The following is a 23,954-nucleotide window of genomic DNA, read 5'->3' on the forward strand; positions in this document are numbered from 1 at the left end:
GTGCGTTCGCAGGGTGAAAGGGTGAAGATCCTTGAGCAGCGACCAGGACGAAAGCACCGCCCGCGACGACGGAGCGTCCCCGGAGCACCGGGTGGGCCCCGCCCCCGACGGCCCTGCCGGGTTCCGCCCGTACCACCATCCGGCCGCCGGCTGGGGCGCCGCGAAGAGCGTGACGCGCTTCCTCCTGAAGGAACGCGCACTGGTCGACGGCCCGCGCGCCATCATGCGGATGAACCACGAGAACACCGGCTTCGACTGCCCCGGCTGCGCTTGGCCCGATGACACCAAGGGCCTCCACCTGGACATCTGCGAGAACGGCATCAAGCACGTCACCTGGGAAATGACCCACAAGCGGGTCGGCCGCGAGTTCTTCGCCGCCCACTCGGTGACCGAGCTCTCCGGGTGGAGCGACTACGACCTGGAGAACGAGGGACGGCTCACCGAGCCGATGGTCTACGACCCCGAGACGGACCACTACGTCCCCATCGCGTGGAAGGACGCCTTCGAGCTCGTCGGCCGCACCCTGCGCAGCCTCGACGATCCCCATCAGGCCACCTACTACACCTCCGGCCGGCTCGGCAACGAAGCCACCTTCCTCTACCAGCTGATGGCCCGTGAACTGGGCACCAACAACCTGCCCGACTGCTCCAACATGTGCCACGAGGCGAGCGGTCGGGCCCTCCAGGCCTCCTTGGGGACCGGCAAGGGCACCGTCGACCTCCAGGACTGGCAGACCGCCGACGCCCTCTTCATCTTCGGCGTCAACGCCGCGTCGAACGCGCCCCGCATGCTCACCGCCCTCGCCGAAGCGCACCACCGCGGCGCCCAGATCGTGCACGTCAACCCGCTCGTGGAAGCGGCGGCCACCCGCACCATCGTCCCGCACGACTTCACGGACATGGCCCTCTTCAAGCCGACGAAGACCAGCACCCTCAACCTCCAGCCGCGCATCGGCGGCGACATGGCCCTCGTCCGCGGCATGGCCAAGGCGGTCCTGGAGCAGTCGTCGACCGACCCGAAGGCCCTGGACGGCGAGTTCATCGAACGGCACACCAGCGGCTTCGAGGAGTACCGGGCGCTGTGCGGGGCCACTCCCTGGGAAGAGCTCGAACGCCAGTCGGGGCTGAGCCGTGCCGACATCCTCAAGGCCGCGCGCGTGTACGGCGAGGCGGACCGCTCCATCGTCAGCTGGTGCCTCGGCGTCACCCAGCACGAGCACGGCGTCGACACCGTCCGGGAGATCGTCAACCTGCTGCTGCTCCGCGGCAACCTCGGTCGGGAGGGCGCGGGCCCCTCCCCCGTACGCGGGCACAGCAACGTCCAGGGGAACCGGACCTGCGGCATCGACCACCGTCCGAGCGAGGCGTTCCTCGACCGGCTCGCCGAGGCCTGTGCGATCGACCCCCCGCGCGCCCACGGCAAGGACACCGTCGCGAGCATCAGGGCCATGCACAGCGGCGAGATCAAGGTCTTCATCGGCATGGGGGGCAACTTCGCGCTCGCGGCGCCCGACACCCCGTACACCCATGCGGCGCTGCGCACCTGCGAGCTCACGGTCCAGGTCAGCACCAAGCTGAACCGCAGTCACCTCGTGCACGGTCGACGGGCGCTCATCCTGCCCTGCCTGGGGCGGACCGAGAAGGACCACCAGCGCAAGGGCGTCCAGAGCACTTCGGTCGAGGACTCGATGAGCATGGTGCACCTGTCGGTCGGCATGAAGCGTCCCGCCTCGCCGCACCTGCTCTCCGAGCCTGCCATCATCGCCGGCATGGCGCGTGCGGCGCTGCCCGACAGCGCCACACCCTGGGAGTGGTACGTCGAGGACTACGACCGCATCCGGGACACCATGGCCCGGGCGCTCGACGGCTTCGAGGACTTCAACCGGCGGGTGCGCCTGCCGCTGGACTTCCGCATCAAGCAGCCCGCCCGCGAACTGGTCTTCCTCACCCCGTCGGGACGCGCCGAGTTCTCCAGCGCCCCCCTCCCCGACGTGGTGCCCGCCCCCGGCACCCTGGCGCTCGGCACCATGCGCTCCCACGACCAGTGGAACACCACGATCTACTCCGACGACGACCGCTACCGGGGCATCAAGAACCTCCGCACCCTGGTCTTCATGAACCGCGCGGACATGCGCGAACGCGGGATCGCCGACCTCGGCCCGGTCGACATCACCAGCACCGCGAAGGACGGCAGCCAACGCCACCTGAACGGCTACCTCGCCGTCCCGTACGACATCCCCCGCGGCTGCGCCGCCGGCTACATGCCGGAGATGAACGTGCTGTGCGCCCTGAGCGACCACAGCACCCAGAGCGACCAGCCGATCATGAAGCACGTGAAGGTGACGATCGAGCCCGCCGCCTGACGACGGGCGGCGCGGCAAAACGGCTCCGACGGACGCGCCGCCAACGGCACGGGGTGCTCACCCCCGGCGGACGAGCCGGTCCAACAGGAGGTAGGCGCGCCGCTCGGCGGCGGCGAGTTCGGTGGGGTCGACCTCCGCGGGCCAGAGCTCGCCCGCCGCGGCGTCGTCGGCCTCCCGCAGCTCCACCACAGCCGCCGCGAGCCGCGCCTGGACGAGGGGAAGCACGGCGGCGTTCCCGTCCTCAAGGGCCCCTTCCGCCCGCTCCGACGCCACCGCGCAGGCGGCGAGGGCGCGTTCGGCCCGTACGGCCGCCCGGTCGTGGACCACCGCCAGTGCACAGCCGAGCGCGAGGGCGACGCCCAGCACGCTGCTGAGGGCCCGGTCCTGCACGAGGGTCCCGGCAGGTGCGGGAGCGGCCAGATCGGTCAGCAGGAGCGCCATCGGGGTGAGGAAGACGACGCCGAGGCCGTAGTTGCGGGCCACCACGTACTCCAGGAAGAACTCGAGGAGCACGATGACGAGGACGAGGGCCATCGGTCGGGGTTCCAGGGCGAGCACCCCCAGGGCGAGCAACAGGCCCACGACCGTGCCCAAGGTGCGCTGGACGGCCCGCTGTGCCGCCGTCCGCACATTGATCGAGTGGAGGACGGCAGCGGCGGAGAGGGCGGCCCAGTAGCCGTGCCCGAGGCCCAGGGCGAGGGCGCTGCCGCCCGCGACCCCGGTGCCGAGCACCATCCGTAGGGCGGGCACCAGGAGGACGGCGGTACGGCCGTGGGCCGGCCCCGTCACCAGTTCGGCGGCCCGCGACTCGGTGGCGCGCAGGGTGGTCGGGTCGACCGCCCCCGGGGCGGGCCCGGAAGCGCGGGCCGGATCCACGGCGGAATCGGGCCGGGCGAGGGTGCCGGTCTGGGCGATCAGGACGGGGAGCGCGAGATCGGGCAGGATCTGCGGGGCCCTGCGTCGGCGGCCGACGAGGGCCCGGGCCTGACGGCGCAGGGTGCGGGCCAGGCCGACGGGGGCTTCGGGCGGGCGGCGGGCGGAGCCGACGAGCAGCGACCAGGCGAGGTCGGTGAGACGTACGCAGGTGTCGCCCCGGCCGTGCCATTCGGCGCCGGAGGGCGGTAGGACGCCGAGCGTCCGGTAGGCCCGGAGCACGGCGGCGGTCGCCCGGTGCCGTGCCGGCACGGCCTCCTTCCCCGGATCGTCGGCACCCGCCGGAGTGCTGGCGCCCGCGGCCCCCGAACGTCCCGCGGGCCGTCCCCGTCCGTCGTCTCCCCGGAACCGCTCGGCCCCTCCGCGTCCCACAGGTCGGCGAGTTCGTGGAGGGCCGCGGCGACCGCGAGCCGCTGGGGGCGGTCCGGGTACACCGACCAGCCCGCGACGGCGAGTGCCCAGGCGACCGCCGCGCCGCCCGCGGCCAGGGCGGTCCGGGGGAGCACGTCCGCAGGGGTGGCGGCGCCGTTGGCGGCCACCGCGAAGGAGACGAGGAGCAGGACGGCGCCGAGACCACCGAGTCGGGCCGCGTCGCAGGCGAACTTGGCGGAACCGGCCACCAGGGCCGTGGCCACGACCGTCAGGACGGCGCCCGCTTCCCCGTCCCGGGGACGGGCCCAGGCCGCGAGCGCAACGCCACCGCCGACGCAGGCGGTCATCGCGAGCGCGACGACGGCCAGCACGCGGATGCGGCGGGCGTACGGCAGATTGCGGCCGAAGGAGGTGGTGAAGGATCCCAGCATCGCGTAGACGGCCTGGTCGGCCCGGCCGGTGAGGGCCATCGGCAGTGCGGACAGGGCCATGGCGAGCGCGGCGCGCAACGCGAAGGACAGCGCGCCGTCCACGCGGTGCAGGGCGAGGGCCCCGCGCGGGGAGAGTGCGCGTCGCAAGCGGGCGGCCGGGCGCCACGGACCGGTCAGCACGCGGCGCCCTGCTCGTGGACATCGGGGAAAAGCGGGGCGACGCGGAGCGCGGGGCGAGGGAGCGGGCCGGCGGGGGCTTGGGACGGGTGGGTCAGGAGGGGATCCTGACGGAACGACGACCGACCCGGCGCGCTCCGTGCCGGTCGTGCTGCTGGCCGTCGCCCGGGAGTCGCAACCGGCCGTGGCCCTCGATCGGGGAGGACCGGTCACCCGCCGTCCGCTGTCCTCCGACCGGCCCTCCCCGGCGGCGGCGCACCGGGCTCGGCTCCCGGCGCCCGTGACGGACGGGCCGTCAGGCCGCGGCGGCGGCCTCGCTGCCGGCTGCGGACTCCGGCTTGCGGACCGTGCAGTGGAGGGAGTCGTCCACGACGTCGGCGACGAGCACGTCCCCGGGGTCGGCTTCCCCGCCGAGCAGCAGGGAGGCGACGCGGTTGTCGAGCTCCGTCTGGATCGTGCGGCGCAACGGTCGGGCGCCGAAGGCCGGCTGGTAGCCGTGGGCGACGAGAAGCTTCTTCGCCGCCTCGGTCACCTCCAGGGTCATGCCCTGGGCGTGGACGCGGTGCTTGCTCCGGTCAAGGAGGTGGTCGACGATCTCGGACAGGTCGTCCTCGGTGAGGCTGTGGAAGACGATGATGTCGTCGATGCGGTTGAGGAACTCGGGCAGGAAGCGCCCCCGCAGGTCCTCCATCAGCTCGTCCTTGAGCTCTGCGGCATCGCCCTCGTGGGCGAGGATGCGGTGGGCACCGATGTTGGACGTCATGATGACGACGCAGTGGCGGAAGTCGACCGTGCGGCCCTGCCCGTCCGTGAGCCGCCCGTCGTCGAGGATCTGGAGCAGCGTGTTGAAGACGTCGGGGTGCCCCTTCTCGACCTCGTCGAAGAGGACGACGCTGTAGGGGTTGCGGCGGACCTTCTCGGTGAGCTGTCCGGCCTCCTCGTAACCGACGTACCCGGGGGGCGCACCGACGAGTCGGGCGACGGTGTGTTTCTCCTGGAACTCGCTCATGTCGAACCGGATCATCCGGTCCTCCTCGCCGAAGAGCAGCTCGGCCAGGGTCTTGGCGAGTTCGGTCTTGCCGACGCCCGTGGGCCCCAGGAAGAGGAAGGAGCCGACGGGCCGGTTCGGGTCGCCCATGCCCGCTCGATTGCGACGCACGGCCTCGGAGACCGCGGTGACCGCCTCGTCCTGGCCGACGATGCGGGCGTGCATCTCCTCCTCCAGCTTGAGCAGCTTCTCCTTCTCGCTGGCGGTGAGCTGGGAGACGGGAATGCCGGTGCGGCGGGAGACGATGTCGGCGATGTCCGAGGCGGTCACCGAGACGACGCCCTCGCGGCGCTCCTCGATGCCGGCGAGTTCGCCCTCCACCTCGGCGATCCGCTGCTTGAGTTCCTGGGCCTTCTCGAAGTCCTCGCCCGCGACCGCTTGCTCCTTCTCGCGGCGCAGCTTCGCGAGCTTGTCCTCGCGGCTGACGACCTCGGTGGAGCGACCGCCGCTGCGCAGCCGGACCCGCGCCCCGGCCTGGTCCATCAGGTCGATGGCCTTGTCGGGGAGGAACCGGTCGCTGATGTACCGGTCGGAGAGTTCCGCCGCGGCCGTGAGCGCTCCGTCGGCGAAGCGGACCCGGTGGTGGGCCTCGTAGGCGTCCCGGAGCCCTTCGAGGATCTGCACGGTCTCCTCGACGGTCGGCTCCGGGATGAGGACGGGTTGGAAGCGGCGTTCGAGGGCGGCGTCCTTCTCGATGTGCTTGCGGTACTCGTCGATGGTGGTGGCGCCCACCACGTGCAGTTCACCGCGGGCGAGCGCGGGCTTGAGCATGTTGCCCGCGTCCATCGCGCCCTCGCCGGTGGCACCGGCGCCGACGACCGTGTGCAGTTCGTCGACGAAGAGGATGATCTCCCCGCTGGCTTCCTGGACGTCCTCGATGACCTTCTTGAGGCGCTCCTCGAACTGCCCCCGGTACTGTGCACCGGCCACCATGCCGGACAGGTCCAGGGAGACGACCCGCTTGCCCTTGAGGCCGTCGGGGACCTCGTCCGCGACGATGCGTTGGGCGAGGCCCTCCACGATGGCGGTCTTGCCGACGCCCGGCTCGCCGATGAGCACCGGATTGTTCTTGGAGCGTCGGGAGAGGATCTCGATGGTCTGCTCAATCTCCTCGGCCCGACCGACCACGGGATCGAGCCTGCCCGCCTTCGCTTCCTCCGTGAGGTCCCGGCCGTACTCGTCGAGGGTGGTGGTCGGCTGTTTCGCAGCGCCGCCGCCCGCCTCCGGTCGGGCCGTCTGGTCGGCGAGGCCGCGGAGCCTCTTCACGTCCGTTTCCTCCGCGCGCAGGAAGCGGGAGGCCCCGGAATCGGGGTCGGCGAGGAGGGCGCCGAGGATGTGCTCGGGGCCGATGTAGGAGACGCCCGCCGCCTGCGAGTAGGCGTGGGCGGTGGCCAGGGTCCGCTTGGCCGCCGGGGTGAGCCCTGGCTCCGCGGACGGCTCCGTGGCCTCCCGGGGCAGCACCTCGGCGAGCTGTCCGGCCAGTTCGTCGGGGTCCACCCCGCCCTGGGAGAGCAGCCGGCGGGAGGGCTCGACCTGGGTGGCGGCCCACAGGAGGTGCTCGGTGTCGAGGTCGGAACTGCCGTCCTCATCGGCCTTGCGGGCGGCGGTGTTCAGCAGTTCGTGGGAGGACTCGGTCAGCAGCCGTCCGATGGGAACGCGCTGCACGGCCGGGGGCGACGACGTCGGCGACATCCCGAAGAAACGGTTGAAGAGGTCGCTGAACGGATCCGACGAACCGAAGGACGAACCGAACGCCATCGACATGGCTGCTCCTGAAAGCACGACGGAGGGGACTTCCCCACTCAAACCCGGCGCCCGCGGCTCCGCAATCGGAGCGGCGCCGCGGTGCGTCGGCACACGGACCCCCGTACGGCGGACCGAAACGCCCGGTTCGGTTCCCGACCGCAGACGATGGCTCCATGACCTCCGCGCCCCCTCCGAACGACCCGGCTTCCGAACCCCGGGGCCGTACGGACGCCCCACAGGTTCGTGCCGCCCCGCTCCTGCGGCGTCCCGCACTGTGGCTCGCCCCCGGCCTCCTCAGCTCCCTGGTCGCGCTGTTCCTGTCGCTCCTCTACATGGGTGGCATCCTCAATCCGAGCGACCAGCTGAGCCGGCTGCCCATCGCCCTCGTCAACGAGGACCGGGGCCGCCCGCTACCGGGGCAGCAGGAGAACCTGGGGAAGCAGATCACCGACTCGATCGCCGCGGGCGGCCCCGCCGGGACCCCCGTCGACTGGCGGCGCCTCGACCGTGCCGGCGCCCAGGACGCGCTCGCCTCCGGCAAGGTCTTCGGCGCACTGGTGGTGCCCGCGGACTTCACCGCTTCCGTCGCGGCGCTCACCACCGAAGGGGCGACGGTCCGTCCCACGCTCACCGTGCTGACCAACCCCGGCCTCGGCAGCCTCGGTTCCTCCTTGGCGTCCCAGATCAACCAGAACGCGGCGCACCGGGCCTCGTTGGAGATCGGCGAGCAGCTCTCGCCCACCGCCGCCCTGCCGACCACGCGCCTGCTGCTGACCGATCCGGTGGCGGTCACCACCCGCGTCGGCCATCCGATCGGCCGACACAGCGGCCTCGGCCTGACCGCCTTCTACTACACGCTGCTGCTCGTCCTGAGCGGCTTCATCGGCGGGAACATCGTGCACAGCGGTGTCGACACCGCCCTCGGATACGCGGACAGCGAGATCGGCCCCTGGCACACGCGCCACCGGACCGTCCCCATCAGCCGCACCCAGACGCTCGTCCTGAAGATGGCGATGACCGCCGGCATCTCGGCCCTGACCACCATGCTCGTCATGGTCGCCACGATCGCGGTCCTCGGCATGGACGCCGCCCACCTACCGATGCTGTGGCTCTTCTCCTTCTGCGCGACGGTCGCCGTCGGCCTGGGCGTCCAGGCCATCAACGCGGCCTTCGGCGGAATCGGTCAGCTCGTCTCGATGTTCGTCTTCATCGCACTGGCGCTCCCCTCCTCCGGGGCGACCGTCCCGCTCCAGGCCACCCCGGGCTTCTACCGCTTCCTCGGCGTCTTCGAGCCGATGCGCCAGCTCAGCGAGGGGGTCAGGTCCATCCTGTACTTCGACGCCCGTGCCGATGCCGGCCTCGCCCGCGGCTGGTTCATGATCGCGCTCGGTGTGGTGCTGGCCCTGGTGTTCGGATTCGCCATGACCCACTACTACGACCGCAGGGGGCTGCGCCGCCTCACCCCACAGCCCGAGTGACCGCCCCTCCCCCCGCCCGGGCCGTGCGGCGGCGCGGCCCCGACCGCTCCGTCGCGCCCGTCACGGCCTACTGGTCCTCGTCCCAGGGCGGTTCGAACTCGTACGGGTCGTACGGCGGCTCTTCCTCGTGCGCCGGCGGGCCGTCCGGTCCCGGCGCGCCGGAGGCAGGAACGGCGGGGCCGGCGTCCTCGGCGCCCGGATCGCCGGTGGCCCGGGACAGTGCTTCGAGGACGCCTTCGGCGTACTTGGCCAGTTTGGCCTCGCCGACGCCGCCGACGGTGCCCAGCTCCTCCACGGTGCCGGGCAGCCGGGTCGCGATCTCGCGCAGGGTCGCGTCGTGGAAGACGACGTAGGCCGGCACGCCCTGCTCGCGCGCCGTCGCGGCCCGCCAGGCGCGGAGCGCCTCGAAGACCGGCACGGCCTGCTCAGGCAGGTCGACGGGGACGCGGGCGCCCTTGCCGGAGCGGGCCCCGGACTCCTTGCGGGAGGGGGTGGCGGCCTTCTCCTTCCGCATCGGTACCTGGCGGCGGCCTCCCAGGACCTCGCCGCTCTCCTCCGTGAGCACGAGGGTCCCGTAGTCGCCTTCCACCGCGAGCAGCCGTTGCGCGAGGAGCTGGCGGACGACCCCGCGCCACTCGGCGGTGCCGAGGTCGGACCCGACGCCGAACACCGAGAGGGCGTCGTGGTCGAACTGGATGACCTTGGCGGTCCTCTTGCCCTGGAGGATGTCGATGATCTGGCCGGCGCCGAACTTCTGGCGCCGCTCCTTCGCCAGCCGCCACACCGTGGACAGCAGCTTCTGGGCGGGCACGGTGCCGTCCCAGGACTCGCCCGGCGTCAGGCAGGCGTCGCAGTTGCCGCACGGCCCGGCCGATTGTCCGAAGTACTCCAGGAGCCGCACGCGACGGCAGTCCACCGTCTCGCAGAGGGCGAGCATGGCATCGAGGTGTCGGGCGAGGGAACGGCGGTGCGTCTCGTCGCCCTCGGAGCCGTCGATGAGCTTGCGCTGCTGGACCACGTCCTGGAGGCCGTAGGCCAGCCATGCCGTGGCGGGCTCCCCGTCGCGGCCGGCGCGACCGGTCTCCTGGTAGTAGCCCTCGACCGATTTGGGCAGGTCGAGATGGGCGACGAAACGGACGTCCGGCTTGTCGATGCCCATGCCGAAGGCGATGGTCGCCACGACGACCACCCCGTCCTCGCGCAGGAAGCGGGCCTGGTGCTCCGCGCGCGTGCGGGCGTCCATGCCCGCGTGGTACGGCAGGGCGTCGACGCCCTGCTCGCGGAGGAAGGCCGCCGTCTTCTCCACCGAGGCGCGCGAGAGGCAGTAGACGACTCCCGCGTCTCCTCGGTGCTCGGTGCTGATCAGCTCAAGGAGCTGTTTGAGCGGATTGTTCTTCGGCACGATGCGGTACTGGATGTTCGGCCGGTCGAAGTCGGCGACGAAGTGCCGGGCCTCCTCCAAGCCGAGTCGCGCCGCGATCTCGGCGTGGGTCCCCTCTGTGGCCGTGGCCGTCAGCGCGATCCGGGGCACCTTCGGCCACCGCTCGTGCAGCATGGACAGGGCCAGGTAATCCGGCCGGAAGTCGTGGCCCCACTGGGCGACGCAGTGCGCCTCGTCGATCGCGAAGACGGACACCGTGCCCCGGTCGAGCAGCCGCTGGGTGCCCTCGGTCCGGAGCCGCTCGGGGGCCAGGTAGAGGAGGTCCAGCTCGTCGGCGAGGAAGGCCTGCTCGACGCTCTGCCGCTCGTACGGGTCCTGCGTGGAGTTCAGGAAGCCGGCCCGCACTCCAAGCGCCCTGAGCGCATCGACCTGGTCCTGCATGAGGGCGATGAGCGGCGAGATCACGACGCCCGTGCCCGCCCTGACGAGCGCCGGGATCTGATAGCAGAGCGATTTTCCGCCGCCGGTCGGCATCAGGACGAGCGCATCACCGCCGCCGACGACCTGCTCGATGATCGCCTCCTGCTCGCCGCGGAAGGAGCCGTAGCCGAAGACACGGTGGAGCACCCGAGCGGCGTCGGAGACCTCGGCGGGGGCGTCGGGCACGGCGGGGACGACAGGGGCGTCGGAATGGACCATTCGTGCAGCCTAGCCGCCCGGGCAGACAGTCCGGTCCCACCCGGGACAAGCTGTGGAAAACCCTTCCGGGCGGGGCGCGGCGCACGCCCCGCCCGAGGTCACCGTCGCACGTCGGCACCCAGGGGGGCGCCGTCCAGAAAGCCTCCCGACTGGTGCTGCCACAGCTTCGCGTAGGCACCGTCGACGGCGAGCAGCTCCTGGTGGGTGCCCTGTTCCACGACCCGCCCGCGATCGAGGACGACCAACCGGTCCATCGTGGCCACCGTGCTCAGACGGTGGGCGACCACCAGGGCCGTCCGCCCGTCCATCAGCCGCCACAGCGCGTCCTGGACGAGGATCTCGCTCTCGGAGTCGAGGGCACTGGTCGCCTCGTCGAGCAGCAGGATCGGCGCGTCCCGCAGGATCGCCCGAGCGAGGGCGACCCGCTGTCGTTGACCGCCCGAAAGCTTCACCCCGCGCTCGCCGACCATCGTGTCGAAGCCGTGGGGAAGCCCGTCCGCGAACTCGGTGACGTGTGCCGCTTCCGCGGCACGGCGGATCTCGGCACCGGTGGCGTCGGGACGGGCGAAGGCGATGTTCTCCCGCAGGGTGCGGTGGAACATCGCGGGGTCCTGCGGCACGTAGGCGATCATCCCCCGCAGTTCGGCCTGCCGGAGCCGGCTGATGTCCTGGCCTCCGATCGTGATCCGTCCGCCGCCGACGTCCGTCATCCGGAGCAGCAACCGGGTGAGCGTGGACTTGCCTCCGCCGGACCGACCGACGAATCCGACCTTGGCGCCACTGGGCACGGCCAGGTCGAGTTCCTCGAAGAGCGGCTTCGCGCCCGCGTGCGCGAAGGTCACCCGCTCGAAGCGCACCTCGGCGTTCTCCGGGCCGAGGGGCTCCGGGACCTCGGGGTCGAGGACGGTCGGCGGTTCGAGGAGCAGTTCGGTGAACTGGGCGGCCTCCGTCATGGCGCGCTCCAGGCGTCGGTAGACCTGGTTGAACTCGAACATGATCCGGGTGGCGTTGGTGTAGTAGGTGAAGGCGACGACGACGGCCTCCACCCCGTGCTCCCGCCCGCCGAGGGTGAGGGCGAGCACGAGTCCGAGGACGTTCGTCAGGACGGACATCGGTGCGACCAGCGTGTCGATCCGCAGGTTTCCGTAGTCCCAGGAGCGCAGCATGATTCGCCGCAACTCCGAGACTCGGGAACGGTGTTCGGCCGCCTCCCGCTTCTCGGCGCCGAAGGACAGCACCGTGTCCATGTTCGTCAGGCTGTCCGCGACGTGACCCGAGACCCGGGCAGCCGCCTGCTCGCGCTCGGCGACGAGCAGTTGCCGGCGGCGGATCAGCGGTGCCACGCACACGCCGGTGAGGACGATGAGCGTCAGGAGTCCGACCACGAGCAGCGGGTCGTACTGCCAGAGGACCACCGAAGCGAACAGGAGCGGCACGAACCTACCCATGATCGAGAAGGTCAGCGTGTCGACGAACTCCTCGAAGCGGGAGGCGAACCCCAGGACCCGCTTGGTCAGCGATCCGGCGAAGTTGTCGTGGAAGAACGCGGCGTCCTTCGTGAACAGCGCGTCCATGCCGATGACGTAGAGGTGCTCGATCCCGCGGGCATCGAGCCGGTTGAGGCAGTGCAGCCCGACGCGCCAGAGGGCTTCCCCCAGCAGCAGGACCCCGGCGAAAACGAGGGCGTGGGGAAGCAGCGTGCCGGGGCCCTCACCGGTGCCGTCGTCGGCGATCCTGCCGACGAGCTTGGCGACGACGAGGGGGGCGATGTAGTTGATCGCGATGTTGCCGAGTGCCGGTAGGAGCAGGGCGGGGACGGCCAGCCATCGGAGGCGGAGCATTTCCCGTCCGTAGAAGCGGGCGGCGAGGAGCACCGAGCCCTTGTGCGGTAAACCTTGGCGTGAATCAGGTGTTTCGGATTTTTCATTTGATCCCATGCCCAACCTCCCTTTCGTCGGACCGAAGGTGAGGAAGGGAGTCTGCCGCGTGCACGGCACCCCAGTCCAAGGGTTTTCCGCACGGAGCGTGCACGGCACGTCACTTTGCGTACTCTCGGGGAGCGGTCGGGGAGCGGTCGGACGGGGCGGTGGAGCGGGGCGGCTCACCCCGTCACCCCTGGGCCGTCCCGGGGGTTCACCGAGCCATTGGCCAGGCGGTCGACGACGCCGATGCCCGGAAAAGCAGAAGACCCCTGAGGACAGGGGTCTTCACTGGTGTCCGAGGGGGGACTTGAACCCCCACGCCCGATAAAGGGCACTAGCACCTCAAGCTAGCGCGTCTGCCATTCCGCCACCCGGACCGGTAGCCCGCCGCGATTCACGTTTCCGCTTCCCGCCGCGACGGAGAACAATCTACCAGGCATTCGGGGTGCCCTTCACCCGCGTTTCCCATGGTCAGCAGGGTGGCGTTCGAGCACGGCGGAGAGACCTCGGCGACGGGCGGGGGCAGCGCCCGCGGCCGGACCGCGCGACGAGGCTCCCGCAGCCCTTTGGGAGCCCTCGGGGCGACGCGGCGCACGACGCACCCGCGGGCGGGGCAGGGACGGGCAGCACCAGGACGGCGACGGGGCGACCGGGGCGCCAGGGTTCGGACGCCCGTTGGCGAGCGGTCGACGGCGACCTCGGGGAAGAGGCATCCGCTCCGAACCAGGGGGGAACGGCGGCCCCGTCCGACCGACAACGCCCTCTTGTCAGCAGGGGACTTCATTCTAAGAATGCTCATGACAATCGAAGGATTCTCGGTTGCACGGTCACCAGAGGGGAACCCCCACATGAAGAAGCCTCTCGTCGGAGCACTGCTCGCCCTGCTCCTGGCAGGCGCCGCCACCGCTCCGGCCGCGGCCTCGACGTCCCCGGAGGCGACGGCCCGGGCCAGGACGGCCCAGACCACTGCCGTCGATTTCGCAGGAACGGTCGCGCTCAGCAACTGCTCGGGCTCCGTCGTCCGCACGCCCACCTCGCTGCCGAGCGACCCCGCGCTCGTCCTCTCCAACGGGCACTGCCTGGAGTCGGGCTTCCCCGCGGCCGGCGAGGTCATCAAGGACCAGCGGTCCAGCCGCTCCTTCTCCCTCCTCAACTCGGCGGGCAGCAAGGTCGGGACGCTGCGGGCCGACAGGATCGCGTACGCAACGATGACCGACACGGACATCTCCCTCTACCGGCTGACCAAGACGTACGCACAGATCCAGAGCCGGTACGGCATCAGCGCCCTGACCCTCGACGACGCCCATCCGACGGCGGGTACGGCGATCAAGGTGGTCTCCGGCTATTGGAAGCGGACCTACAGCTGTGACATCGACGGCTTCGTCTACCGCATGCAGGAGGGCCAGTGGACCTGGAAGGACTCGGTCCGCTACACCTCCTCCTGCAACACCATCGGCGGCACCTCGGGTTCGCCGGTGATCGACGCGACCACCGGCAAGGTGGTCGCGGTCAACAACACGGGCAACGAAAGTGGTGAAAGCTGCACCCTCAATAACCCGTGCGAGATAGACGAGAACGGTAATGTGACGGTGCGTCAGGGAATTAACTACGCCCAGGAGACGTACACGATCGTCCCCTGCATCGGCGCCGGGAACGTGATCGACCTGAACCGCGCGGGCTGCCTGCTGCCCAAGCCGTGAGGCCCCCGCCCCCACCGAGCGACCGGTGGGGGCGACAACAGGAAGAGAACGGCGCACTCCGGGCCGACGTCCACCCCGGCCCGCCGGCACGGGAATCCCCGGGCGGGCCCGCGGTTCGCCACCCCGTGAGGTCGAGCGGGCTTCCGGGAGGTCGTTCCACCGGCGGGACGAACGGCCCGTCACATCCGCCCCCCTCCACCGTTCGATGACCAGGGGGCTCGATTCCCCGCCGGCCGGCCGCCCCCTCGCCCCACCCGGGAAACTTCCTCCCCCAAGGAATACGGCATTCGAGTGACATCTCGCCTTTCAAAGGATCTTCCGTGCCTAAGATCCTTTTCCGTGACAGAAAGTCAACACATGGGCAGTGAGCGGGAGTCGACGGATGTGGTCATCCTCGGGGCGGGGCCGGCCGGTCTGGTGCTGGGCAACCTCCTGCTGCGCAGCGGAATCGACTGCGTCGTCCTTGAGCGCGCCGGCGAGGAGCACATCCGGAACCGTGCCCGCGCCGGCTTCCTCGCCGCCCACACGGTGCGGGTACTGCGACGGCACGGGCTCGACGAGGGTCTGCGGAAGCGGGGCCGGGAGCACGGCACGTGCGAGTTCCGCACCGAGGACGGGCGCTTCCGGCTGGACTACCGACGACTCGGCAGGGGCGAGCCGCACACCGTCTATCCGCAGCACGAACTGGTGGCGGACCTGCTGGTCTCGTACGTCGGGGCGGGTGGCCGCATCCGGTTCGACACCGAGGCGGTGGAGGTCGGCGGCTTCGACGGCGATCGACCGTGGGTGACGACGAAGGCCGCGGACGGAGGCGTCGAGCGGTGGCGTGCGCGGTACGTCGCCGCCTGCGACGGTCGGCACGGCGCCGGGCGGCGCTCGTTGCCGAGCGGGGTCGGACGACGGCACCGACACGACCACAAGGTCTCCTGGCTCGGACTGCTGGCCGAGGCCCCTCCCAGCCTCGACGCCGTCGGGTACGCGACCCATCCTCGTGGTTTCGCCGGTCACATGGCCCGGTCCGCCGACGTCACCCGCTACTACCTGCAGTGCACACGCGGCGCCTCCGTCGACGCGTGGGGGGAGGAGCAGATCTGGGACGAATTGGAACTGCGGATGCGGAGCGCCGATTACGGACCGCTTCGACGTGGCCGGATCCTCCAACGCACCCTCGTCGACCTGGAGTCGGACGTGCTCGACCCCCTGCGGTACGGCTCCCTCTTCCTGGTCGGCGATGCCGCCGGCCTCATCAGCCCCACCGCGGCCAAAGGCGCGAACCTGGCGGTCCTGGGCGCCGAACTGCTCGGCACTGCGCTCTCCGACGAGCTGCACCGCGGTGACCCCGGTCCGCTCGCCCGCTACTCCGCGCGGTGCCTGGCGCACATCTGGCGCGCACAGGACTTTTCCCACTGGATGATCGGCCTGCTCCACGGCTCGCCCCCCTTCCAGGAGGGGATGCGCCGTTCCCGCATGAGGGCGCTGCAGACGTCCCGCACCCAGCAGGACTGGTTCGCCGAACACTACGTCGGCGTGTGACCCGCTCTCTCCTGCTCTCCCCGCGTCACCACTCGCTCCCCCGAGCCCCCACGCGCTTCCCCGCGTTCCCGCTCCCGGCCCGCCGGCCGGAGCACGTTCCCTCCCCTTCACCGAGGATGCCCGCCCGATGAGTACCCCCACCACGGTGTCCCTCCTCGCCCCCGACGACGTCCGGCGCCTGCGTGCGACCGCCGACTTCGTCCGGGAGCAGGAGACCCCCGTCCTTTTGTCCCGCGTACTGCCCGGCCTGGACGGTCCCGAACTGCGGGCGGTGGCGGACCGGTGCCGGTTCGGACACGCCGCGCTGCTCCTCTTCCCCGCCGACCACGCGGCCCTGCGCGCCGGGCTCGCCGCGTGCGGGCTCTCCGACCGCCCCGGTTCCCGGCCGAGCGTCGTGGTCCGCGACCGGTTGGCCGCGCGTCACGGCCTTGACCCCGCCGATCTTGACGTAAGGATTCTCCGCCCTGCCGTGCACGGACCCCGGGGAGAACGCCGGGCGGTCGAGGTGTTCTCGCTCGTCGCGCCCCCCGGAGCAGAACCGGCCGCACTCGCCGCACACGAGCGCGCGCACGACCACGAGGCGCACCTGGCCTTCGACGTGGACCGGCCCGATCCCCTGGTGCTGCGCGGTCTGCGGGCGAGCTTCGGACGCCACGGGGCGGTGGCCGACGGCGGCGGGTACAACCCGCACGAGGACGGGACCGTTTTCTACTTCACGGCGCCTCCCGGAACGGGCACCGGCTACCGACGGCTTGAGCTGTACGCGGGCGGGGACCACCGGGACCTCCTGGACGAGCACCTGGCGGCCCGTCCGTCGGCGGCGGCCCCGGGCTCAGCGGAAACGCTCCTGCGGCTGTTGACCGGAGCCTGGACGACGCAGGCCCTCGCCACGTGCGCCCAGTTGCGGCTCCCCGAGGCGATGAGCCCGCACGCGCCCCTCGGCGCAGGACGGTTGGCACGCGAAGTCGGAGCGCAGACCGAGGAACTCACCACGCTGCTGCGGTACCTCGCCATGCTGGGCGTGGTGTCGGAGGAGCCGGAAGGATTCCGACTCACCACGGCCGGTCTGCTCCTGCGCGAGGGGGCCACCGGCTCGATGCGCCCCCTGGCGTTGATGTACGGGGGCCCGTTCTACCAGTCCTTCGCACATCTGACCCATGCGGTGCGGACCGGGGAGCCCGGCTTCGACCACCTCTACGGCCAGAACCACTTCGACCACTTCGCCCGTGACCCCGAACTCGCCGCGGCCTTCGACGGTTCCATGGCCGCCAGCTCCCCCATGTTCGATCCGCTGCCGGCACATCCCGTGCTCACGGCGGCAGCGGCTTCCCCTGCCCCCCGTACGGTGGTCGACGTGGCGGGTGGCACCGGCGAACTGCTCGGACGGGTGCTGGCCGCCCATCCCTCGCTGCGCGGCGTCCTCCTGGAACGGCCCCACGTCGTGGCCGCCGCCCGGGAGCGCCTCGCCGCCACCGGCGTCGGCGAGCGGTGCTCCTACCTGGTCGGTGACTTCGCGGACGTGCCGTCGACCGGAGACGTGTACCTGTTGTCCCGGGTCCTGCACGACTGGGACGACACGCGGTGCCGGGAGATCTTGCGGCACCTGGCGGGGGCGATGCCGTCCCGTGCCGATCTGCTCGTCGTCGAGCGGCTGCTGCCGACGGACGCCACCCCTTCCCTGGCGACCGCGTGGGACCTCCACATGTTGTGCAACACCGGTGGTCGCGAACGCCGCGTCGACGCGTACGCGAGGCTGTTCGAGACGTCAGGGCTCGTACTCGTCGGGCATCGTCCGCTTCCCTTCGACGCCCATGTCCTGCACGTGCGGAAGCGCTGACCTCCGGACCCCGGACGGCCGTCCGGCGGACGGGGCACGGGCGGGTCTCGGAGCCCACGCCCCCTTCTCCGGGCCCATCGGACTCCCGGAGGCACCAGGGCCGCGAGGGGAAACGGCCGGACGGGAAAGCCCCTCAGACCTGCTTGCCGTCGTCACCGACCCGATCGCCCTCGGGCCGGCCGAGGGAGGCCTCCTCGATGCGGCCGCCGCGACCGAGCAGTCCGGTCTGCTCGAACGCGTGCTCCCGCATGAGGCGGGGCAGTTCCCGTCGGGACAACAGGTCGACCGCCAGCGGGAAGAACGGTCGCCCGGCCTGGGCGAGCCGGAGCCACGGGGGCGCGTAGACGGTCGCGGAGCGACGGTCCACCCCGCGGGCGATCCAGGCCGAGACCCGGTCCACCGGGTAGACCCGACGGGCGGGCGCCGGCATGTGCCCGCGCAGTTCCCGAAGGACCGTGTGGCGGTCGACGTCGCGGATCATGTCGGTGTCGGTCCAGTGCAGATAGGCAACGCCCACGCCGATGCCCACGTGGGCCACTTCGGCCCGGAGGGAGCGGGCGAACGCCTCGGCCCCGGCCTTGGAGGCGCAGTAGGCGCTCATCATGGGGGCCGCGCCGAAGGCGGCGGTGGAGGCGACCTGGAGGAAGTAGCCGTGCGTGGCCCGCAGCCCGGGCAGGAAGGAACGCGCGGTGGAGGCACTGCCGACCAGGTTGACGTCGATGACGCGGCGCCAGGTTGCGGGGTCCGAGGTCTCGAAGGGGCCGCCTTCGGCGACGCCCGCGTTGGCGATGACCACCGAGGGGGCACCGAGGTGCCGGCTCACGTCCTCGGCGGCCCGGCCCATGGCGGCGGCGTCGGTGACGTCGACCTCGACGACGTGACCGGTGGTGGGAAGGGTCTCCGCCACCGCCTCCAGGGTGGCTGCCTCCCGGCCGAGCAACGCCACGCGCATCCCCCGGTCGGCGAGCCGGTGGGCCAGCCCGGCGCCCAGACCGCGGGCCGCCCCGGTCACGACCGCGGTCCGCCCCTGCAGTTCCCACGAGCGGGTCATGGCGACCTCCGTTGTGGTGGGGGCGTCGCCGCGGAGCGGCCCTCCGCCCCTCTCCCCGTGATCAGTCCTGGTCGGTGTCGGCGGTGCCGGTGAGCGCCCGGTACGGGCCGCGGCCGGCTCCGGGCAGGGCGGCCGGGGTCGCCTCCGGCGTGGTGCCGGCAGCGGCTCGGCGCCTGGCGCGGGCTTCCCGGGCGGCTTCACGCGGGTGGCGCCGTTGCCAGTAGGGGTTGTCGTGGGACAGCTTGCTCGACACCCGTCCGTACATGCCGAAGGTGACGATGAGGAGCCCCATGACGAAGCTGAACATCACGTTGGTCATGCCGAAGTCGAGGAAGTTCGCCGGTCGGTCCAGCACGAACAGGTGGTAGAAACCACTCAGTAGGAACAGGCCCCCGACGGTCATGTTCAGGGTGGAGGCGAAGTTCCCTCCCCTGGCCGCGCCCGCGAGCAGGGTGAGGCCCACGACGAGCGAGATCACGCTCAGCGTGGTGTTGGTCGTCATGCCCGCGATCCGCTCCCCCGAGGTGTCGAAGGGGCTGAGGGCGTCCGCGAAGCCCAGACAGCCGAAGGCCAGCAGGATGCAGCCGCACAGGGCGGCTCCCAGCCGGTAGACCGTGGCGAGGTGGTGATCGACGGGTAGTTCGTCCTTGAGCTTCACCGTCGTCCTCCTGTCCGTCCGTGCGCCGGGGACCGCTCGCCGGCGGCGCGCCTCCCCCTCGTCGTCCTCGCCTGGATCATGGGGACCTCCTCGGCCGGAACGCCTGCTCGCCCTGTACCGCTTCGCGGCCCCACAGGACCGTTTCGCGGCTTCATGGGCTTTTCTGGTGGGACCGGGGATCCGGATGCGGGAGGGGACGACCGGAGGTTTCCTTCACCCGGTCTACCCCGCCCCGGACGACGTCCTTCGAAGTGGCGGGTAGGGTCCGGTCGGAGTCCGTCCCCTTCCCCGACGCCGGGTCCGGTCGGACACGGTGGGACCGGGGCGGGGTTCAGGACTCCGAGGGCCTTCCCGCCCGGCCCTCGCCCGTCGGGTGCCGGGTGGAGGGGGCTGCTCGGGGCCCTGCCGGCACCAGGAACAGCTCGTCCTCGAAGCACCAGGCCCATTCCTCGTCGGCGGCGAGCGAGACCGCCACCGGATGTCCGGTCGCGAGGTGGTGGGCATGGGCGTGGGCTCCGCGGGAGCTGTCGCAGCAGCCCACGTTCCCGCACGTCGCGCACCAGCGCAGGCGTCGCCACGTCCAGCCCTTCGCCGCGCACACCGTGCAGACCGCGCCGACCGGGGGAGCCGGCGGGGCGGGAGACCGCAGATGGTCGCAAGGGGATCCGCCCGGGCGCCCCCCGTCGGGAGCCACCCTCCAAACGACCGCCCCGTCGGCTCCGGGTGCTGAGGGTTCTCCGGGTTCCCCGGGCGTGCTTGCGTCGGGGTGTTCCTTCGACACTGCTGACCGCCTTCCTCACCGGGTCGCACCGGCGCGCCGGGCCCGGGACCGGAATGGACCGGGTCCCGGGCCGGGCGTCCGCCTCACTGGGGCATGAGCACCGTGTCGATGATGTACACGGTCGCGTTGGAGGTCTTGACGTTGCCGCAGACGATGGCGGCGGTGTCGTTCACCTCGTACGCGTCCCCGGATCCCGAAGTGGTGAGCGTGCCGCCTTCGAGGGTCTTGAAGGATCCGTCGGCGAGGTCCGCCTTCTGCACGGGCTCGCCCACCACGTGGTAGGTGAGGATCTTGGTGAGCGTGGCCTTGTCCGCCAGGACCTTGTCCAGGTCGGCCTTCGGAATCTTGGCGAAGGCGTCGTTGGTCGGCGCGAACACCGTGATGTCCTTCGCGTCGTTCAGGGTGTCCACCAGGCCCGCCTGCTGCACCGCGGCCACCAGGGTCGACAGGGCCGGGTTGTTCGACGCCGCCGTCGCCACCGGGTCCTGAGCCATCCCGTCGAACGAACCCGCACCCTCCTTCGGCACCGAAGCACACGCCGGACCGAACGGGCCGTCGCCGTCGTCGGCCGATGCCTGGGGGGCCAGGGCCCCGAGCGAGACCGCGAGGGCCGCGGCGGCCAGGGCTGCCGGGACACGACGTCGTATGAGCATGGTGGTCATGACGTGCTCCTCCCACCGGTCGCGGACCGAGCGGGCCGCGAGCGTGGATCGCTTGTCCTCTCACCCACTCATTCGGCACGGAGGGGCTTTTCGGATGGGGTGGGCGGCAATTTTCTTCACGGCGGGCCGCAGGACGCCGGACTCCTGGGGACCGCATCCGGAACGCTCCTCTCCACCGAATCACCACGATGCGTCAACCGGACGCGGAAGGGATCGGGCCCGACATGGCACGTACGCACTGGCTCTTCGGCGACCAACTGGGCCCGGCCTTCCTCGCGGCGGGCGACGGCGGTCCCCTCGGCAACGCCCGCGTGCTGATGATCGAGTCGCGCGGGGTCTTCCGGCGGCGCCGCTTCCACCGGGCGAAGGCGCACCTGATCCTCTCCGCGATGCGGCACCGGGCCGTCGAACTCGGCGACCGGGTGACGTACGTGCGGGCCGACACCTATCGGGAGGGCCTGCGGCAGGCCGTGGGCGACGGGCCGGTGACCGTGCACCACCCCACTTCGTCGACGGATACGACTGGGTGATGCTGCCCAACGCCGTGGGCATGTCTCAGTACGCGGACGGCGGCAGGATGACCACGAAGCCGTACACCTCGGGCGGCGCCTACATCGATCGCATGAGCGACTTGTGCCGGGCCTGCCCGCACCGCCCGGACCGACGGGTGGGTACGGACGCCTGCCCGTTCACCGCGGGCTACTGGAACTTCCTGCACCGGCACCGCGGCCGACTCGTCCACAACGCCCGGATGTCCAGGGCGGTGCACGGCCTCGACCGCCTCAAGGACCTGTCGGAGCTGCTGGAACAGGAACGGCAGCGGGGCGACGGACCGCCGTGAGTCGGCCCGGGTGCCGGCCCTCGGTGCCCCGCGCCGCCCCACCACGAGGTTCCGCCCCGGGGCACGGCGCGGCCGTTCCGGCGCTCTTCGCGGCGGGCCCGGTCCGGGCACCCGAACCGGGACGGTTCCCCGTGCATCCAAAGTGCCCCCGCGCAGGGAAGCAGCAGTGTGCGCCGCCGGATCGACGACTCCGTGGCGCAACGGACCGGACGGAAAGACGGAGGACGGCATGGCGATCAGTGTGGAGCGCAGTTTCGTGGTTCCCCGTGCCCGGTCAGAGCTCGTGGCGTACCTGGAGGACTTCACCCACACCGAGGAGTGGGACCCGGGAACGGTGTCCTGCGTGCGGCTCGATGACGGGCCGGTGCGGACGGGCTCGCGCTGGCGGAACACCTCGCGCTTCCGGGGCCGGACGACCGAGCTCGCGTACGAGCTCGTCGCACGCGAGCCCGCGCGCCTGGTGTTCGTCGGGGAGAACAAGACGGTGACCGCCCGCGACGACCTCACCTTCCGCGCCGAGGGGACCGGCACCCGGCTCACGTACCGGGCGACCCTGACGTTCAAGGGGGTCGCCGGCTTGGCCGCGCCGTTTCTGCGCACGGAGTTCGAGCGGCTCGCCGACGAGGTGGCGGAACGCCTCCCGGCCGTCGCCGCAGCGAGGCTCTGAGGACGCGCCCGGCTCCCGGGAAGCCCCGCTTCCACGTCGTTCCAGCATCCGCAGGGTGGTGACATGTCCGATTCTCTTCACGGGATCACGACCGGTGCGGTGGCACGGCGGCTCGGGGTCTCGCCGACCACGGTGCGTTCCTGGGAGCAGCGCTACGGCATCGGCCCGGCCGTTCGGAAGGACGGTCGGCATCGGCGGTGGAGTCCGGCGGACGTGGCGATGCTGGAGGAGATGTGCCGGCTCACCGCCTCGGGCGTCCCGCCCGCCGAGGCGGCCCGTGCCGCCCGGCGGGTCCGCTCCGGAGGGTCGGCGGTGGCCGTCGGAGGGCCTCCCTCGGCGGAGGCGACGGACGTCGAACCGTCCGCCCACCCTCCGTCGGAGGAGCCTTTCCGCCCCGGAGTGGGCAGCGGGCTGCCACTGGGCACCGTACGGCAGGAATGCCGCGGCCTGGCCAGGGCCGCGGTGCGACTCGACGGTCCCGCCATGGAGGGACTGCTCCGGCAGGTGCTCGCGGAGTACCCGCTGGTCACCGCGTGGGAAGAAGTGATCGCCCCGACCCTGCACGCGGTGGGCAGGAAGTGGGAGTCCTCCGGCGACCGGTACGTCGAAGTGGAGCACCTGCTGTCCTGGCACGTCTCCACCGCGCTGAGACGCGCCGTCCTCGGCGGGCCGGCCGCAGCGGGCTCCACCGCTCCGGTCGTCCTCGCCTGTGCACCGGCCGAGCAGCACACCCTTCCGCTGGAGGCGCTCGCCGCCGGACTCGCCGAACGGGGCCTGCCGGTCCGGATGTTCGGCGCGGCCGTCCCCGCAGAGGCCCTGGACGCGGCGGTACGGCGGCTGGGGCCGGCCGCCGTCGCCCTCTGGTCACAGACCAGGTCCACGGCGAACCACGCCCTGGCCCGGCAGGTGGCGGGCACGGTGTTCGGCGTGCGGGGCGCGCGGACCGCTCCGCTGGTCCTGCTCGCCGGTCCCGGCTGGCTCGGTCGGCCCCTGGCTCCCGGTACCGTGCGCCCGAACGGGCTGCGCGACGCGCTCGACGCGGTCTGCGGTCCGTACGGCGAACGGGCCGAATCCGTACGCGCGTAGGGCTTCGCCGGACCGACCAGGACGCGTGCTCCGCGATGGACGTGCGGGCCAGTCGCCGGGCCGCCGCGACGAAGGCCGAGGGCGGTCCTTCCCCCTGACGGCGGCCCGTGACGGCCCGTGCGCGCGAGGACCCCGCACCCCCGGTCGTGAGGGGTGCGGGGTCGGCGGGGCGCCGCTTACTGGGGCATGAGGACGGTGTCGACGATGTAAACGTTGGCGTTGGCGGTCTTGACGTTGCCGCAGACGACCTTGGAGCTGTCGTTGACGGTGTACTCCTCGCCCGAGCCCTTCGTGGTGATCTTGCCCTTCTCCAGGGTCTCGAAGGAGCCGTTCTCCAGCTGCTGCGGGGTGAGCTTCTGACCCACCACGTGGTAGGTGAGGATCTTGGTGAGCGTGGCCTTGTCCGCCAGGACCTTGTCCAGGTCGGCCTTCGGAATCTTGGCGAAGGCATCGTTGGTCGGCGCGAACACCGTGATGTCCTTCGCGTTGTTCAAGGTGTCCACCAGGCCCGCCTGCTGCACCGCGGCCACCAGGGTCGACAGGGCCGGGTTGTTCGACGCCGCCGTCGCCACCGGGTCCTGAGCCATCC

16 protein-coding genes, 1 tRNA gene and 1 pseudogene are annotated in these 23,954 nt (G+C 71.7%); 8 read left to right on the forward strand and 10 right to left on the reverse strand.

Annotated elements, in window-relative coordinates; all coding sequences use genetic code 11:
- The first annotated feature begins 31 nt into the window (after positions 1-31).
- Positions 32-2,362, forward strand: coding sequence for an FdhF/YdeP family oxidoreductase (locus ACFW2Y_RS05370; protein WP_384873863.1), 2,331 nt, complete (start codon positions 32-34; stop codon positions 2,360-2,362).
- 57 nt (positions 2,363-2,419) lie between these two features.
- Here the strand turns inward: ACFW2Y_RS05370 and ACFW2Y_RS05375 are convergent, their stop codons facing one another.
- Both ACFW2Y_RS05375 and ACFW2Y_RS05380 read right to left on the reverse strand, forming a co-directional pair.
- A complete protein-coding gene (locus tag ACFW2Y_RS05375) occupies positions 2,420-3,547 on the reverse strand; it encodes an FUSC family protein (RefSeq protein ID WP_384873915.1) in 1,128 nt (375 codons plus the stop codon).
- Positions 3,548-4,570: 1,023 nt separating this feature from the next.
- Positions 4,571-7,087 (reverse strand): ATP-dependent Clp protease ATP-binding subunit, encoded by a 2,517-nt coding sequence (locus tag ACFW2Y_RS05380; RefSeq protein ID WP_384873866.1) that lies wholly within the window; start codon positions 7,085-7,087, stop codon positions 4,571-4,573.
- Positions 7,088-7,242: 155 nt separating this feature from the next.
- Here ACFW2Y_RS05380 and ACFW2Y_RS05385 point away from each other — a divergent pair, with 155 nt between their 5' ends.
- Positions 7,243-8,547, forward strand: coding sequence for a YhgE/Pip domain-containing protein (locus ACFW2Y_RS05385; RefSeq protein WP_384873869.1), 1,305 nt, complete (start codon positions 7,243-7,245; stop codon positions 8,545-8,547).
- Between the two features lie 67 nt (positions 8,548-8,614).
- Here ACFW2Y_RS05385 and recQ read toward each other — a convergent pair whose 3' ends face one another.
- The 3 genes from recQ to ACFW2Y_RS05400 all read right to left on the reverse strand — a co-directional run bounded on the left by recQ (position 8,615) and on the right by ACFW2Y_RS05400 (position 12,926).
- Positions 8,615-10,627 carry a DNA helicase RecQ gene (gene recQ, locus ACFW2Y_RS05390; protein ID WP_384873871.1) on the reverse strand — a complete coding sequence of 671 codons (2,013 nt, stop codon included), beginning with the start codon at positions 10,625-10,627 and terminating at the stop codon, positions 8,615-8,617.
- Positions 10,628-10,725: 98 nt separating this feature from the next.
- Positions 10,726-12,468 carry an ABC transporter ATP-binding protein gene (locus tag ACFW2Y_RS05395; protein WP_384873874.1) on the reverse strand — a complete coding sequence of 581 codons (1,743 nt, stop codon included), beginning with the start codon at positions 12,466-12,468 and terminating at the stop codon, positions 10,726-10,728.
- Positions 12,469-12,838: 370 nt separating this feature from the next.
- Positions 12,839-12,926, reverse strand: a tRNA-Leu gene (locus ACFW2Y_RS05400).
- A gap of 471 nt (positions 12,927-13,397) precedes the next feature.
- Here ACFW2Y_RS05400 and ACFW2Y_RS05405 point away from each other — a divergent pair.
- The 3 genes from ACFW2Y_RS05405 (at position 13,398) to ACFW2Y_RS05415 (ending at position 17,619) form a co-directional block, all read left to right on the forward strand.
- Complete coding sequence (locus tag ACFW2Y_RS05405; protein WP_384873877.1) at positions 13,398-14,249, forward strand: serine protease; 852 nt, start codon at positions 13,398-13,400, stop codon at positions 14,247-14,249.
- Positions 14,250-14,606: 357 nt separating this feature from the next.
- Complete coding sequence (locus ACFW2Y_RS05410) at positions 14,607-15,782, forward strand: 4-hydroxybenzoate 3-monooxygenase (RefSeq protein ID WP_384873918.1); 1,176 nt, start codon at positions 14,607-14,609, stop codon at positions 15,780-15,782.
- Between the two features lie 127 nt (positions 15,783-15,909).
- A complete protein-coding gene (locus ACFW2Y_RS05415; RefSeq protein ID WP_384873880.1) occupies positions 15,910-17,619 on the forward strand; it encodes a methyltransferase in 1,710 nt (569 codons plus the stop codon).
- 133 nt (positions 17,620-17,752) lie between these two features.
- Here the strand turns inward: ACFW2Y_RS05415 and ACFW2Y_RS05420 are convergent, their stop codons facing one another.
- The 4 genes from ACFW2Y_RS05420 to ACFW2Y_RS05435 all read right to left on the reverse strand — a co-directional run bounded on the left by ACFW2Y_RS05420 (position 17,753) and on the right by ACFW2Y_RS05435 (position 20,771).
- Positions 17,753-18,670, reverse strand: a complete 918-nt coding sequence (locus ACFW2Y_RS05420) for an SDR family oxidoreductase (RefSeq protein WP_384873883.1) — start codon at positions 18,668-18,670, stop codon at positions 17,753-17,755.
- Positions 18,671-18,731: 61 nt separating this feature from the next.
- A complete protein-coding gene (locus ACFW2Y_RS05425) occupies positions 18,732-19,328 on the reverse strand; it encodes a DUF4383 domain-containing protein (protein WP_384873886.1) in 597 nt (198 codons plus the stop codon).
- A gap of 331 nt (positions 19,329-19,659) precedes the next feature.
- Entirely contained in the window at positions 19,660-19,929 is a 270-nt protein-coding gene (locus ACFW2Y_RS05430; protein ID WP_384873889.1) for a UBP-type zinc finger domain-containing protein, read from the reverse strand.
- Positions 19,930-20,192: 263 nt separating this feature from the next.
- On the reverse strand, positions 20,193-20,771 hold the full coding sequence (locus tag ACFW2Y_RS05435) for a fasciclin domain-containing protein (protein WP_384873892.1): 579 nt from the start codon (positions 20,769-20,771) through the stop codon (positions 20,193-20,195).
- A 224-nt stretch (positions 20,772-20,995) separates the two neighbouring features.
- On the opposite strand from ACFW2Y_RS05435, the pseudogene ACFW2Y_RS05440 reads away from it, so the two are divergent.
- The 3 genes and pseudogenes from ACFW2Y_RS05440 to ACFW2Y_RS05450 all read left to right on the forward strand — a co-directional run bounded on the left by ACFW2Y_RS05440 (position 20,996) and on the right by ACFW2Y_RS05450 (position 23,365).
- Positions 20,996-21,612: pseudogene (locus ACFW2Y_RS05440) on the forward strand (cryptochrome/photolyase family protein).
- Between the two features lie 229 nt (positions 21,613-21,841).
- Positions 21,842-22,279 carry an SRPBCC family protein gene (locus ACFW2Y_RS05445; protein WP_384873895.1) on the forward strand — a complete coding sequence of 146 codons (438 nt, stop codon included), beginning with the start codon at positions 21,842-21,844 and terminating at the stop codon, positions 22,277-22,279.
- A gap of 63 nt (positions 22,280-22,342) precedes the next feature.
- Positions 22,343-23,365, forward strand: coding sequence for a MerR family transcriptional regulator (locus ACFW2Y_RS05450; protein WP_384873898.1), 1,023 nt, complete (start codon positions 22,343-22,345; stop codon positions 23,363-23,365).
- Between the two features lie 176 nt (positions 23,366-23,541).
- Here the strand turns inward: ACFW2Y_RS05450 and ACFW2Y_RS05455 are convergent.
- On the reverse strand, positions 23,542-23,954 hold a 413-nt coding region (locus ACFW2Y_RS05455), incomplete at its 5' end, for a fasciclin domain-containing protein (protein WP_384873901.1).

The sequence above is a fragment of the Streptomyces sp. NPDC058877 genome (assembly GCF_042742855.1).
GTDB lineage: Bacteria > Actinomycetota > Actinomycetes > Streptomycetales > Streptomycetaceae > Streptomyces.

Bases quoted from the DNA above. Each gene is read 5' to 3' on its own strand.
- ACFW2Y_RS05420 (WP_384873883.1), bottom strand. From the start codon at position 18,670: ATGACCCGCTCGTGGGAACTGCAGGGGCGGACCGCGGTCGTGACCGGG.
- ACFW2Y_RS05385 (WP_384873869.1), top strand. From the start codon at position 7,243: ATGACCTCCGCGCCCCCTCCGAACGACCCGGCTTCCGAACCCCGGGGC.
- ACFW2Y_RS05445 (WP_384873895.1), top strand. From the start codon at position 21,842: ATGGCGATCAGTGTGGAGCGCAGTTTCGTGGTTCCCCGTGCCCGGTCA.
- ACFW2Y_RS05405 (WP_384873877.1), top strand. From the start codon at position 13,398: ATGAAGAAGCCTCTCGTCGGAGCACTGCTCGCCCTGCTCCTGGCAGGC.
- ACFW2Y_RS05435 (WP_384873892.1), bottom strand. From the start codon at position 20,771: ATGACCACCATGCTCATACGACGTCGTGTCCCGGCAGCCCTGGCCGCC.
- ACFW2Y_RS05380 (WP_384873866.1), bottom strand. From the start codon at position 7,087: ATGTCGATGGCGTTCGGTTCGTCCTTCGGTTCGTCGGATCCGTTCAGC.
- ACFW2Y_RS05410 (WP_384873918.1), top strand. From the start codon at position 14,607: ATGGGCAGTGAGCGGGAGTCGACGGATGTGGTCATCCTCGGGGCGGGG.
- ACFW2Y_RS05395 (WP_384873874.1), bottom strand. From the start codon at position 12,468: ATGCTCCGCCTCCGATGGCTGGCCGTCCCCGCCCTGCTCCTACCGGCA.
- ACFW2Y_RS05450 (WP_384873898.1), top strand. From the start codon at position 22,343: ATGTCCGATTCTCTTCACGGGATCACGACCGGTGCGGTGGCACGGCGG.
- recQ (WP_384873871.1), bottom strand. From the start codon at position 10,627: ATGGTCCATTCCGACGCCCCTGTCGTCCCCGCCGTGCCCGACGCCCCC.
- ACFW2Y_RS05415 (WP_384873880.1), top strand. From the start codon at position 15,910: ATGAGTACCCCCACCACGGTGTCCCTCCTCGCCCCCGACGACGTCCGG.